Source organism: Mesorhizobium sp. M1E.F.Ca.ET.045.02.1.1 (genome assembly GCF_003952485.1).
Taxonomy (GTDB): domain Bacteria; phylum Pseudomonadota; class Alphaproteobacteria; order Rhizobiales; family Rhizobiaceae; genus Mesorhizobium.
Genome location: NZ_CP034447.1, coordinates 536915 through 551301 on the forward strand (window position 1 = coordinate 536915; position 14387 = coordinate 551301).

Annotated in this window: 6 protein-coding genes and 3 pseudogenes; 5 read left to right on the top strand and 4 right to left on the bottom strand. The window is 62.5% G+C overall.

All coding sequences use genetic code 11. The features are described from left to right. Nucleotides 1-57: 57 nt before the first annotated feature. The 3 genes from EJ070_RS02525 to EJ070_RS02535 all read left to right on the top strand — a co-directional run bounded on the left by EJ070_RS02525 (nt 58) and on the right by EJ070_RS02535 (nt 7873). A complete protein-coding gene (locus EJ070_RS02525; RefSeq protein ID WP_126095612.1) occupies nt 58-1170 on the top strand; it encodes a TlpA disulfide reductase family protein in 1113 nt (370 codons plus the stop codon). A 356-nt stretch (nt 1171-1526) separates the two neighbouring features. Continuing rightward, nucleotides 1527-6275 carry a glutamate synthase large subunit gene (gene gltB, locus EJ070_RS02530; protein WP_126089949.1) on the top strand — a complete coding sequence of 1583 codons (4749 nt, stop codon included), beginning with the start codon at nt 1527-1529 and terminating at the stop codon, nt 6273-6275. Between the two features lie 143 nt (nt 6276-6418). Then, nucleotides 6419-7873 carry a glutamate synthase subunit beta gene (locus EJ070_RS02535; RefSeq protein ID WP_023798073.1) on the top strand — a complete coding sequence of 485 codons (1455 nt, stop codon included), beginning with the start codon at nt 6419-6421 and terminating at the stop codon, nt 7871-7873. A gap of 15 nt (nt 7874-7888) precedes the next feature. On the opposite strand, the pseudogene EJ070_RS36915 reads toward EJ070_RS02535, so the two are convergent. Beyond that, nucleotides 7889-8133, bottom strand: a pseudogene (locus EJ070_RS36915) (hypothetical protein); the annotation flags it as partial. A gap of 276 nt (nt 8134-8409) precedes the next feature. Between EJ070_RS36915 and EJ070_RS02545 the strand changes: the two are divergent. Next, nucleotides 8410-9006, top strand: coding sequence for an omptin family outer membrane protease (locus tag EJ070_RS02545; protein WP_091600473.1), 597 nt, complete (start codon nt 8410-8412; stop codon nt 9004-9006). Between the two features lie 377 nt (nt 9007-9383). On the opposite strand, the gene EJ070_RS02550 is transcribed toward EJ070_RS02545, so the two are convergent. Further along, on the bottom strand, nt 9384-9692 hold the full coding sequence (locus EJ070_RS02550) for a helix-turn-helix domain-containing protein (RefSeq protein WP_236473435.1): 309 nt from the start codon (nt 9690-9692) through the stop codon (nt 9384-9386). Between the two features lie 811 nt (nt 9693-10503). Here EJ070_RS02550 and EJ070_RS02560 point away from each other — a divergent pair. Next, nucleotides 10504-11326 (top strand): annotated as a pseudogene (locus EJ070_RS02560) (class I SAM-dependent methyltransferase); the annotation flags it as partial. Nucleotides 11327-11766: 440 nt separating this feature from the next. Here the strand turns inward: EJ070_RS02560 and EJ070_RS02565 are convergent. Both EJ070_RS02565 and ssuD read right to left on the bottom strand, forming a co-directional pair. After that, complete coding sequence (locus EJ070_RS02565; protein ID WP_126089950.1) at nt 11767-13197, bottom strand: FAD/NAD(P)-binding protein; 1431 nt, start codon at nt 13195-13197, stop codon at nt 11767-11769. Then, a pseudogene (ssuD, locus tag EJ070_RS02570) lies at nt 13194-14369 on the bottom strand (FMNH2-dependent alkanesulfonate monooxygenase). Before ssuD ends, EJ070_RS02565 begins: the two are co-directional and overlap by 4 nt. Nucleotides 14370-14387 lie beyond the last annotated feature (18 nt).

A 14387-nucleotide genomic window follows, 5' to 3' on the forward strand; every position in this document is an offset into this window, starting at 1 on the left:
AACCAGCTCGTGCAGAAACCTTTGGAAATAGCTTTGGACCGCAACGTGGTATTGCAGATGGAGTCCCCGGCTCCTTCGATTAAAGTCGAGAACTGGCTGCGTGGCGAGCCCCTCACCAGCTTTGAGCCCGGCAAAGTGTGCATAGTCGAATTTTGGGCAACTTGGTGCGGCCCATGTGTGGACGGGATGCCCCATCTGATCCAGCTGCAGGAGAAATACAAGGACAACGGCGTTGAGATCGTCGGAGTCGCGGCTTCTGAAGACGCTCCAACGGCCGACGAGGCCCGAAGCACGTTGGACGCTTGGTTGACCGAAAAATTCCCGAATCTGAACTATCGGATCGCATTCGACTCCACAGGCGAAATGGACAAGCTTTGGATGGAGCCCAGCTTTTCTTACGGGGTCCCGACCTCGTTCGTGGTCGACCGAGACGGCCACATCGCCTTTATCGGTCATCCGACGCAACTCGATGAGGTTTTGCCGAAGGTGCTTAACGGCAGCTGGCGCATCAGCGATCAGGCAAAATCCGCCGATACGGAGCGGATTGCGGAAGGCGAAACCATAGCGCGCGAACAAGCGCTGACCAAGCCCATATACGACAAACTTCGGCCGGCAATGGAGGCCGAGGATTGGAAGACGGCGCTCTCGGCGATTGAAGAAGGCCTCGCATTGATACCGGACAAACTCAACTTCCGCGTGAGTCATGTCAATCTGTTGCTTCACAGAATGCGCGACATGCAGGCCGGCTTGCCCGTAATGCGCCAATTCGTTCGCGACGCGATCGACAGAAAGTCCGAGGGATGGATGTATTGGGCGCTATACCAACTCTTCGCGCCGGGCTTTGATTATTCCGGCTTTCCGTCTGCTGAGCGCTTCGCGATGGGCGAAGAGCTGTCCAAACACATCGTGGCACTGCCGCAAGGCGGCGGCTCTAAGTTCCTGTCTTATCCGGTGGTCGCTCAGTACTATCATGAGAGCGGCAACAAAGATCGCGCCATCGAGTTGGTCGAGCAGACACTGAAAGCGCTGGAGGGTCCGGAGCCTATCTCGGACGACCTGAAACAGCACCTTCTACCCGAGTTGCTGCAGGCTCTGGCCAACTACAAGGGTGAGAAGGTTTGTTACGGCGCTCTCTGTGTGGCTCCGCAAGAGGATTCTCCCAAAAGGTGAAAGGGGCGGCCAAGGAGGAAACCAAAGAGGGGCGAATGGCTTACTGGCCAATTCGTCCATTTCCCTGACGTGGATGTACAAATAGGTCGGCCCAGGCGTCCAGCCCAGCCTCGCCGTTACCGCAAACACGTGACCGAGCAAGGAGAAGACGTGCCTGATCAACTCACCAAAACATACTGCCGCTAAGGGTCTCCCGGACCCGTCAAAGATGGCACTGGAGTAAGGCTGGCAACATGAAGAAGGTTACTCAGCCAGCTCGGCGCTGCCCACCGATCCACCTGCGCCCACAGGCGGGGAAGACGGGGGACGCAGCCGACCGCCTGTCTCTGCGCCAGGCAAGAACGGAGGACAGGACGATGACGGAAGTGACGCCATCTGCGACGAACGGCCCGGCCGCGCAGACGAAAGCGCCAGCCGTCAAAAATCCGTCCATCGCCACTGGCCTGACCAGGATCGGGCGGACCCCTACCGGGTTCGCCGCCCACGGCCTCTACGATCCGCGCAACGAGCACGATGCCTGCGGCGTCGGCTTCATCGTCAATATGAAGGGCGTCAAGTCGCATCAGATCGTCACGGACGGCCTGGCGGTGCTCGAAAATCTGACGCATCGCGGCGCCGTCGGCGCCGACCCGCTGATGGGCGACGGCGCGGGCGTGCTGGTGCAGCTTCCCGACCGCTTCTTCCGCGAGGAGATGGCCAGCCAGGGCGTCGAACTGCCCAACCCCGGCCATTACGCCGTCGGCCATGTGTTCATGCCGCGCGATCCTGAGCTTCAGGCGCATATCGAAGGCATCATCGCCGAGGTCGCGCAGCTCGAAGGCCAGCCGCTGCTCGGCTTTCGCGACGTGCCGGTCGACAATTCATCGCTGTCAAAGGCGCCTGATATCGCTGCTTCCGAACCGGTCCAGCGGCAGGTATTTCTGGGTCGCGGCGCCGAGATCGAGAGCGACGACGATTACGAACGGCGGCTCTACATCCTGCGCAAGGTCATTTCCGGTCGTATCCACGAAGAGACCAAGGGCGTCGACAATGGCTTCTACGTCGTGTCGATGTCATCGCGGACCATCGTCTACAAGGGCATGTTCCTGGCCTATCAGGTCGGCGCCTATTACAAGGATCTGACCGATCCGCGTTTCGAGACGGCGCTGATCCTCGTCCACCAGCGTTTCTCGACCAACACCTTCCCGTCGTGGAAGCTGGCGCATCCCTATCGCATGGTCGCCCACAATGGCGAGATCAACACGCTGCGCGGCAACGTCAACTGGATGGCGGCGCGGCAGGCCTCGGTCGATTCCGAACTGTTCGGCAACGACATCTCCAAGCTGTGGCCGATCTCCTATGAGGGGCAGTCGGACACCGCCTGTTTCGACAATGCGCTCGAATTCCTGACGCAGGGCGGCTACTCGCTCGCTCACGCAATGATGATGCTGATCCCTGAGGCCTGGGCCGGCAACAAGCTGATGGATCAAGATCGCAAGGCCTTTTATGAATACCACGCCGCCCTGATGGAGCCGTGGGACGGGCCGGCGGCGGTGGCCTTCACCGACGGCCGCCAGATCGGCGCCACGCTCGACCGCAACGGGCTGCGCCCGGCGCGCTACATCGTCACCGACGACGATCGCGTCATCATGGCCTCGGAAGCCGGCGTGCTGCCGGTGCCGGAGGAAAGGATCGTCAAGAAGTGGCGGCTGCAGCCCGGCCGCATGCTGCTGATCGACCTGGAGAAGGCTCGCATCGTTTCCGACGAGGAGATCAAGTCGGAGATCGCGACCAGGCATCCCTACAAGAGCTGGCTCGCCAACACCCAACTCATCCTCGAAGACCTGAAGCCGGTCGAGCCGCGGGCGCTGCGCAGGGACGTCAGCCTGCTCGATCGCCAGCAGGCGTTCGGCTTTACCCAGGAAGACACCAAGCTGTTGATGTCGCCGATGGCGACCACCGGCCAGGAAGCGGTCGGCTCGATGGGCACCGACACGCCGATTTCGGCGATGTCGGACAGATCGAAGCTGCTCTACACCTATTTCAAGCAGAACTTCGCCCAGGTCACCAACCCGCCGATCGACCCGATCCGCGAGGAACTGGTGATGAGCCTGGTGTCGTTCATCGGGCCGAGGCCGAACATCTTCGATCTCGTCGGCAATTCGCGTCGCAAGCGGCTCGAAGTGCGCCAGCCGATCCTGACCAATGGCGATCTTGAGAAGATCCGCTCCATCGGTCACACCGAGGACCGTTTCGACACCAAGACGATCGACATCACCTATGCTTCGAACGAAGGCGCGGCCGGCATGCAGGGCGCCATCGACCGGCTGTGTGAGCGCGCCGAGGCGGCGGTCGCCGGCGGCTACAACATCATCATCCTGTCCGACCGTCAGCTCGGGCCGGACCGCATCGCCATCCCGGCATTGCTGGCGACGGCGGCGGTCCACCATCATTTGATCCGCAAGGGATTGCGCACGTCGGTGGGGCTGGTCGTCGAGTCCGGCGAACCGCGCGAGGTGCATCATTTCTGCTGCCTTGCGGGCTATGGCGCCGAGGCGATCAATCCCTATCTCGCCTTCGACACGCTGCTCGACATGCACAAGCGCGGCGAGCTGCCGGCCGAAGTCGACGCCAATGAGGTCGTCTCCCGCTACATCAAGTCGATCGGCAAGGGCATTCTCAAGGTGATGTCGAAGATGGGCATCTCGACCTACCAGTCCTATTGCGGCGCGCAGATCTTCGACGCCATCGGGCTGAAGACCGACTTCGTGCAAAAATATTTCACCGGCACCGCGACGCTGATCGAAGGCGTCGGGCTGGAAGAGATCGCGGCCGAAACGGTCAGCCGCCACGCCGACGGCTTCGGCAACGACCCGGTGCTGCGCAACAGCCTCGAGGTCGGCGGCGAATACATGTTCCGCATGCGCGGCGAAGCGCATATCTGGTCGCCCGATGCGGTGGCCACCCTGCAGCACGCCGTGCGCCAGGGATCGTGGCAGACGTTCAAGGACTATTCCGCTCAGATCGACAGCGAGACGGCGCGGGCGCAGAGCATTCGCGGCCTGTTCAAGATCAGGCTGGCCGAAGAAACCGGGCGCAAGAAGGTCGCGCTCGACGAGGTCATGTCGGCTGCCGATATCGTCAAGCGGTTCTCGACCGGGGCGATGTCCTTCGGCTCGATTTCCAGGGAAGCGCACACCACGCTGGCCCGTGCCATGAACGCCATCGGCGGCAAGTCTAACACCGGCGAGGGCGGCGAAGAGGCTGACCGTTACCTGCCGCTGCCGGACGGCGGCAAGAACCCCGAGCGTTCGGCGATCAAGCAGGTCGCTTCCGGGCGTTTCGGCGTGACGGCGGAGTATCTGGTGAACTCCGACGTGATGCAGATCAAGGTGGCGCAAGGCGCGAAGCCCGGCGAGGGCGGTCAGTTGCCCGGTCACAAGGTCGATGCCACCATTGCCAAGGTCAGGCATTCGACGCCCGGTGTCGGCCTGATCTCGCCGCCGCCGCATCACGACATCTACTCGATCGAGGATCTGGCGCAGCTCATCTACGACCTCAAGAACGTCAATCCGGCGGCTGATGTCTCGGTCAAGCTGGTCTCCGAAGTCGGTGTCGGCACGGTTGCGGCCGGCGTCGCCAAGGCGCGCGCCGATCACATCACCATTTCCGGCTATGACGGCGGCACCGGCGCATCGCCGCTGACCTCGCTCAAGCACGCCGGCAGCCCGTGGGAAATGGGCCTTGCCGAGACGCACCAGACGCTGGTGCTCAACGGCCTCAGGTCGCGCGTCGCGCTGCAGGTCGATGGCGGCCTGCGCACCGGGCGCGACGTTGTCATCGGCGCGCTGCTTGGCGCTGACGAATTCGGCTTCTCGACCGCGCCGCTGATCGCGGCCGGCTGCATCATGATGCGCAAGTGCCATCTCAACACCTGCCCGGTCGGCGTCGCGACGCAGGATCCGGTGTTGCGCAAGCGCTTCAAGGGCACGCCGGAACACGTCATCAACTTCTTCTTCTATGTGGCGGAAGAGGTCCGGGCGCTGCTCGCCGAGATGGGCTACACCCATCTCGACCAGATCATCGGCGACACCGAACTCCTGGAGAAGCGGGCGCTGATCCAGCACTGGAAGGCGCGCGGGCTCGATTTCAGCAGGATGTTCTTCAAGCCGGATGCCCCGCATGAGGCGGTGCACTGGACCGAGCGGCAGAAGCATCCGATCGACGACGTGCTCGACCGCAAGCTGATCGAGTTGGCCAAGCCGGCGCTCGAAGCCAGGCAGCCGGTCAGCATCGAGCTGCCGATCCGCAATGTCGACCGTTCGACCGGCGCCATGCTGTCGGGCGAAGTGGCAAAGCGCTTCAGGCACAAGGGCCTGCGCGAGGACACGATCTCGGTAAAACTCACCGGAACCGCCGGCCAGTCCTTCGGCGCCTTCCTGGCGCGTGGGGTTTCGTTCGAGCTGGTCGGTGCGGCCAATGACTACGTCGGCAAGGGCCTGTCGGGCGGCCGCATCGTCATCCGCCCGCCGGAGAACACGAAGATCGTCGCCGCGGAGTCGATCATCGTCGGCAACACGGTGCTCTACGGCGCGACCGAGGGCGAGGCCTATTTCTGCGGCGTCGCCGGCGAGCGTTTTGCGGTTCGCAATTCGGGCGTCGCCGCCGTCGTCGAAGGTGTTGGCGACCATGGCTGCGAGTACATGACTGGCGGCATTGTCGTCGTCATCGGGCAGACCGGCCGCAACTTCGCCGCCGGCATGTCGGGCGGCGTCGCTTATGTGCTCGACGAGGTGGGTGATTTCGCCGAGCGCTGCAACATGGCGATGGTCGAACTGGAACCCGTTCCCGAGGAAGACGACCTGATGGAGAAACTGCTCCATCATGGCGGCGACCTCGACCACAAAGGCCGCGTCGACGTGTCCGGCGACATGACCAGCCATGATGAGGAGCGGCTCTATCAGTTGATCTCGAACCACGTTCATTACACGGGTTCGGTGCGCGGCCGCGAGATCCTCGACAACTGGGCGACTTTCCGGCCGAAATTCCGGAAGATCATGCCGGTCGAATACCGCCGCGCGCTGATCGAAATGGAACGCATGCGCATGGGCGTTGCGGCGGAATAGGTATTGGGATTTCCGGGAAGCAAAGCTTCCCGGTCGATGCCTTCATCAACAATCCTGGCCTCGGACTGAAGGTTGCCATGGCTGCCTTATGAGGTTAACGGGTGCGACGTCGAGCGCGCCATCTGGACAGCAGGGACTGGACTATGGGCAAGGTAACAGGGTTTCTCGAGATCGACCGGCAGGTGCACAAGTACCAGCCGGCTTCCGACCGCATCCGGCATTTTCGCGAGTTCACGCTGCCGATGTCGGACAAGGAGGTCGAGAAACAGGCCGCGCGCTGCATGGATTGCGGCATTCCATACTGTCACGGGCCGACCGGCTGCCCGGTCCACAACCAGATCCCGGACTGGAACGACCTCGTCTACAATGGCGACTGGGACAATGCGATCCGCAACCTGCATTCGACCAATAATTTCCCGGAATTCACCGGCCGCATCTGTCCGGCGCCTTGCGAGGAAGCCTGCACGCTGAACCTCGAGGACATTCCGGTCGCCATCAAGACGATCGAGCAAGCAATCGCCGACAAGGCCTATGAAACCGGTCATATCCGGCCCTATCCGCCGGAAAGGAAAACCGGCAGGCGCGTCGCAATCATTGGCTCGGGGCCGGCCGGCATGGCGGCCGCCCAGCAGCTTGGCCGCGCCGGTCACGACGTTCACGTCTATGAGCGCGAGAGCCGGCCGGGCGGGCTGATGCGCTACGGCATCCCCGACTTCAAGATCGAGAAGCACTATATCGACCGGCGCATCGAGCAGATGCAAGGCGAGGGCGTGAGCTTCCATTGCGGGATCAATGTCGGCGTCGACAAGCCGGTGGCGGAGCTGCTCGCCGAATATGATGCGGTGCTCTATTGCGGCGGTTCGGAAACGCCGCGCCCGGCCAACATTCCCGGCGACGATCTCGATGGCGTGCATGACGCGATGCCTTACCTGGTGCAGCAGAACAAGCGCATCGGCGGCGAGCCGATCCAGTCGGTGGCGTGGCCGTCGCCGCCGATCGTCGCCGGCGGCCAGCATGTCGTCGTCGTCGGCGGCGGCGACACCGCGTCCGACTGCGTCGGCACCGCCTTCCGCCAAGGCGCCGTTCGTGTCACCCAGCTCGACATCCGGCCGCAGCCGCCGGAAAAGGAAGACAAGCTTTCGGTCTGGCCCTACTGGGCGACGAAGATGCGCACCTCGTCCTCGCAGGCGGAAGGCGCCGAACGCGAGTTCCAGGTGGCGACGCTCGAATTCATCGGCGAGGACGGCGCGCTGACCGGCGTCAAATGCTGCGAGGTCGATGAAAAGCGCAAGCCGATCGCCGGCACGGAATTCGTTATCCGCGCGGATCTCGCCTTCATCGCTATCGGCTTTGCTGGGCCGGCCGCGGTCGGGCCAGTGTCGGAACTGGCTGGCCAGATGAAGATCGCCATCGACAGCCGCCGCTCGAACAACGTCGAGGCCAATGATCGCGACTACAAGACCAGCGTCGAAAAGCTCTATGCAGCGGGCGATGTGCGCCGCGGTCAATCGCTGGTCGTCTGGGCGATCCGCGAGGGCCGTCAGGCAGCGCGTTCGATCGACGAGGCGCTGATGGGATCGAGCGTGCTGCCGCGCTGAGACCGTTTGGAAACGCTACTCCCGCGGCCATCTGAGGGCGCTTTGCCCTTCAGGTGTCCCGGGGGCAGGTTTACGGACGATCGCCGTGGTCGTTTCGGTTGTGGCCGCGGCCGCAGGCTGCCGCCTTGGCGGCCAAGAAAAATCGTCGGCGCGGCCGGGCGAAGCAGCGGGCGCCTTGCCCTCGACGACGAATTTTTCACCGGGCCCGGCTTGGCCGGCGCTGCGGCACCGAGGAGTTCCGAACCGCCGTCGAGTGCCGGTGATTTCGAGTCGGCGTCGGTAGCCGGGGCGGAGGCCTCAGTCTTTTCGTTCGAGGGTGGACTACGCTACTGGCCCAGTACCGGCAAGCATCGAAGGACCTTTACAATCATAAAGGTACGTCACCGGTCTCGCGGCTCACCTATGACGATCTAGACGCGCATTCGAGTGAAGTCTTCTTCAACGCGATCCACAATCCGACTGGCATTTTCGTAAAGGCCTCCTCGGTGCCGGCGGCATCAGGGAGGGTTTTCTCATGACGAGGACTTCTTACGGAAATGGGGGGCTACTCAAACACATTCAGTGATCAGCGCGGGGGCGGCGTCAGCTATTTCACCGCCGATCTTGGATATAATTTCTTGAACGCGCCGCGCTACCGCATCGGTGCTTTTGTTGGCAACAATTTCTGGCACGAGAGCTACGACGCTTTCGGTTGCACGCAGCAGGCGACCAACTGGAGGACCTGTGTGCCAACCGTCCCGACCTACGTCAACCTCATCAGCCAGGACAACGATTGGCATTCGCTGCGACTCGGCTTGGCCGGGCAGACGCAACTCACCGCGCGACTCAGCCTTTCTGGTGACGTGGCGTTCCTCTTCACGCGGCTCGACGGCAAAGATCAGCACCACATGCGCCCCAAGATCAAGCTAATTCCCGAAGACGGCGATGGGCATGGCGTCCAGCTCGAGGCGGTGTTGAACTACAAGGTCACGGATTTGTTCAACATCGGCGTCGGCGCCCGCTACTGGGCCGTGGCGAATAACGGCACGGCTCATTTCGAAGAGGCAATGGGCGGTCGTGGTTCCCCGCAGGCCGACGATTGGAAGGCAAAGCGCTACGGCGTGTTCGTGCAGGCCAGCATCAAGTTCAACTGAGAGAGCAAGAACCGGGGAGAGCGGCGATGCCACTCCAGCTCATTACGATCATTGGATCAACAGAAGGAAGTTTTCCGAAGAGTTCTGCAGGCGTGCGCAAAGTCGCCAGACAAAGTTCTCTGGTCCATAGTGTACGTGCCGTCACGCCCGTTCTCGACATGGTTGAATGATACGTCCCGCGCGATAGATCAAAGTCGTTCTTCATTGGTTTTCCGGAAATCGCGGGAGCACAGCGTGCAGTGACCCTCGGCTGCTGGTTTTCTGTCAACGCGCAGATGAGGGAGAATGAGCGTACAGCAAAAATCATCAGTGCTGTCGCTTTCGCCAAAGCCCGCCGCAGCTAAACGGGGCCCCACGTCCGGTAGCGCCCCTGCCGGTCACCTCACGGATGCCGAGTTCGGCACCAGCCCGAGCGCAGCACGCTGGCTAATTTTCAGCTCGGCCGCGACCAGACCTGCCGACACCAGCGGCCGCGCCAGCACCAGCTCGATCAGCGCCGGCAGGCTCGAGTTTTTGCGCCGGTTCCTGAGCCGGCGCTCCATCTGGCTTTTGGCCAGCGCCTGGATGATTGCAAGGCTGAAACAGTCGATGGAACGCCCCTCCAGCGAAGCCGAACCGGACGAGGCGCGCGCGCCAGGTCCTTCGGCTGCCATCGGCACGCTGGGTTTAAGTGCTTGGGGTGACACGGCGTGATCTCCGCCGTTGGCGGGAACAGGCGGTAGAACAGCTGGATGTTCTCAAATGCATGCGGGATTGCCCAGATCTGGCCGCCCTCCCCCGTTGCGATCTGACCGGCTTCCATCTTCCAGGTAAGCGCCGCACGCAGGCTCGGGAAGGAGTCGTTGTAGTCGTATCCAGCATCGGGTAAAAACGGGTAACCGGCACTTAAAGGCGTTGTAGTGTCGCCACCAGAAATACTGCTCCGTGGTGCTGGCCTTTGCGTGGGGGCGCAACACGGCAACTACCCGCTCAAAACGGTTGGTCCTCTACCTCTTATTCACCGTCGCTTTCCTCGCGGCCTAACCCGGCCGGAATATCCGTTGCCAGAAAAAGGCCTCGCGGCCGGTTCGAGGCGCATCCCTCCTCCGAAGCAGCACGCTCAAGTATCGTCACAAGCCCCGAGCGCTTCGCGTTCGGCGATGTCCAAATTCCGACAATGTCGGATACAGTCAGATCTACTGGATTGCGTTTGAATGGTTTTCTCATTTGGCACAGTACATGCGGGTCATCCGCAAAACACGTGACCGACCAACAAGAATTCGCATGATCACCTTACCACAACATACAGCCGCCTCGGAACAATCACTTGGCCCCTGATCGCCCGCCCCGGCACCACAACCGGAGTCATCGATGTTCTGACGGGCTGCCCTAGGATACCTGCTGCGACAGGGCTTGCCCTGGTGACGACCACTCCGGCTCCGCCGGTTACCGACGAGGGCAACGTGACGGATTTCCTGCTTTTCAACGGCATGGAGGTGGCTGTCATTCCCGACCACCGAAGCGAGCGACAAATTCTATCTCAACGCCGAGCAAGAGCTGGTGTTCGCCGATGAAGACAGCCCGGCCTTCATGGCAGGCGCATTCGAGTTCCTGTCCGCGCTGTGGCTCGATGAAGAAAAGGTGAGGCAGGCATTCCGTCCGGCAATGGCGTCGGGTGGCACGATCATAGCGCGTGTCTGTTTCGCGGTACGGAACGGTTCTTCCGTCCAGGCTACAATGCCAATCTGATCGACTCCTGGCTGCCGGCCTTGGAGGGCGTCGTCGAGAAGCTCGAACGCGGCGTGGACGTCGCGGATGTTGGATGCGGTCATGGTAGCATCGACCGTGCTCATGGCACAGGCCTTCCCCAATTTCGCGCTTCGTCGGCTTCGACTATCATGCCCCTTCGATTGAGCGCGCCCGCAAGGCGGCCGAGGTAGCCGGCGTCGGCGTCAACACGCGGTTCGACGTCGCCGCCGCCAAGAGCTATCCCGGAACCTACGACCTCGTCACATTCTTCGATTGCCTTCACGACATGGGCGACCCGACGGGCGCCGCCACCCATGTCCACGGATCGCTCAAGCCGGATGGCACGTGGATGATCGTCGAGCCGTTCGCGCATGATCATCTGGCGGCGAACCTCAATCCCGTCGGACGCGTTTACTATGCCGCTTCCACGTTCGTGTGCACGCCCGCGTCCGTGTCGCAGGAAGTCGGGCTCGCGCTTGGAGCCCAGGCCGGTGAGGCGAGGCTGCGCAAGGTGGTGACCGGTGGCGGCTTCAAGCGATTGCGTCGCGCCGCGGAGACACCGTTCAACATGGTGCTGGAGGCCCGCCCTTAGCGTGGCCGTCGCCAGAAATTGCAGCTCATCGCATTTGATGAAGATCACCGCCAAAATCCGGACGCATCGGGCTTTTCAAGGCGTCTGGGTTCACGCAGAGGTCGCTGCCGAGCCGCCTTCTCTAAACCACTGAAGTCGATGTCCGGCGGCAGATTCTTTCCCTCTCTGCGGCCACAAGGCGAGCAGCCTCGCTGTAGGCGTCTTCCCGCCCAGTGCTTTCTCGACCCGCCGCGGTGGGCTGATCGTCTCGGATCGTCATCAAAGCGGTGGACGCCGGTGCGAAGTCTGGGCATGGAGATCGGCACCTCCGAGGTCGAGCGGATCTGCTAAAAGCGCCAGGAGCGGCACGCGACCAGTGGCCTATTTACGACACGATGGGCTTCCACCTTCGCAATACGCTCGGTGAGTGTCATCTGGATAGCCTCATCGTGTTTGCAGCTTCACGACGCCTTACGACGCAACGCCGTTTGGTATCCAAGCCATTGGTGGATTTCAGCGGCTATACGCTCGGCATGCGCGGTGACTTCGGGAATTCCCATCAATTCGCCAACGCTGCCGCGCGCCAGCGGCCCGCTGACGAAAATGCTGTCGGTCGGTCGGCCGGAAGTGCTGACCGCACGGCCTTGGCTGTCGGTCGCCAGGCCAAGGCCAATCGGGTCTAGCCGGACCAGTCCCATTCGCCCGAGATCGGCAATTGCTGTGTTGGTCCGGAAAATATCGGCATGCGCCGGCCCGGTCGTGACGACCACCCTGTCGAACGTCTCGGTTGTCTGAGTGGGTTGGCGCCTTGGCCGCAGCGTGACCCGAATGCGCCCGTCGACCTGCTCGGCGCCGACGATCGATGCGGCGCGATAGGCGAGCATGCCTTCGGCAACGCGGCGATCGAGCACGTCCGCGACCTGTGGCGCGATGCGGAAGCGATGCACATCCCACAGCGTGCGCAAATGGCGCACGAGGCGGCGTTGCTCGTCGAGCGGCAGGGCCTGCCAGATGATTTGTCCCTGACGTCGGACGGCATCGAGGACCGGGTGCCAGTCTTCGCCCCGACGCTTGGCATCTAGGATCGTGGCCCGGATGCGTCTGAGCATCACTGTTGCGCTGCGTGAAGGCAGACTGATGAAATCACCAATCGGGTCGCCCGGGAGCACCGCGTGGCTGCGCGAACGATAACCATGACGTGACAGCGCGTCGATGCGGCTACGATGCCCATTGCGGTCCAGCGTGGCAATGATATCCGCCGACGTCAATCCAGTGCCGACTACGAGCACTTGGTCGTCGCGGCCGATCGCTTGCAGCCCTCCGAGATCATAGGGATTGGCCACCAGCCGGGCAGCAGCAGCCACAGACCGCAGGGCCGATGGCAAGGCCGGTGGCGGATGCGTCGCCGCAATCACTAGGGCGTCGGCTGCGAGCGTCCTTCCATCAGCGAGAATCAGGATGTAGCCCTGGCCACTAAGCTCGACTGACGCGACGGCGGACCTGACATGACGGATCACTTTGCCGAACAGAAAGGGTTGGAGATAAGATTCCACGTAGCGCCCGAAAACGCGTCGTTGTGGGTAGAGTGCTCCATTTGCGGCAATAGCCTCGGCATCGTCGAGAATCGCGCCGGTCTGCTCCAGCCAATCGGCAAAGTGGCTGTCCTGGCCGGAGATCAGCGTCATTCTCGACGCCGGCACATTGATGCGGTGTGAAGGATCGGCCGTCGAGTAGGCCAGACCATAGCCGAGCCCCTCTCTGGGCTCGACGACCACGATATCGGCAGCACCGGCGGGCAGCAGCCGCGCAAGATGAAACGCGGTCGCCGCACCGGAAAAGCCGCCACCGATGATGGCTACGACCGGTCCCCTGCCCAAGTCTCTGGCGCTCAAGACTGACTCGCGCGCAGTGCCGAAGGCCGATGGTCGCCGGCCACCGTTTCGCCGAACGGTCCCATGTTCACTGCCGTCGGGCGCGTCGAGATTTCATGATCGAGCGGCAACAACGGCAACACCAGTTCGCCAAACCGATAGGCCTCCTCCAGATGCGGATAGCCGGACAGGATAAAGCTATCGATGCCAATGCGCCGGTATTCGTCGATCCGTTCCGCAACTGTCGCCGCATCGCCGACCAGGGCGGTGCCGGCGCCGCCGCGCACCAGGCCAACGCCAGCCCACAGGTTCGGACTGATTTCGAGCTTGTCGCGGCGGCCGCCATGAAGCCGGCTCATGCGCGACTGGCCGACGGAATCCATGCGCGCGAAAACCTTCTGCGCCTCGGTTATCGTGTTGTCGTCCAGGCGGCTGATCAGGCGGTCGGCATCGGCCCAGGCCTCATAATTGGTCTCGCGGACGATGACATGCAGCCGGATGCCGAAGGTCACCTGGCGCCCGGCTTTCTCGGCAAGACCGCGCACATAGGCAATCTTTGCCGCGACGTCCGCCGGCGGTTCGCCCCAGGTCAAATATTTGTCGATCTGTTCGGCGGCGACCGCGTTAGCGGCATCGGACGAGCCGCCGAAATAGAGCGGCGGATGTGGCGTCTGCACGGGCGGAAACAGTAGGCGACCGTCCTCGATACGGAAGTGCTTGCCTGCGAACGCTACGGTCTCGCCGCGAAGCACCGCCTTGTAGATGTCGAGGAATTCCCGCGTCACCTCATAGCGCTCGTCATGGCTGAGGAAGATGCCGTCGCCCTTGTTCTCGACCGGATCCCCGCCGGTGACGACGTTGATGAGCAGCCGTCCGCTGGAAATGCGGTCGAGCGTCGAGGTCTGCGCGCGGCTAGCGTCGGCGATTGCAGGCCCGGCCGGACGGCGACAAGGAAGCGAAGCCGCTGCGTCAGCGGTGCCAGCGCCGACGCCACGACCCAGCTATCTTCGCAACTGCGTCCTGTCGGCAGCAGCGCGCCATAGTAGCCGATGGCATCGGCGGCTTTCGCGACTTGGGTGAGATAGGGCAAGTCGACCGCCCTGCCCCCCCTCTGAGGTGCCGAGATAGCGGCTGTCGCCATGAGTCGGCAGAAACCACAGGACCTTGATCCTGTCGGGAGTGGCAATGCTCATGAATGGTCCTCTGTGATT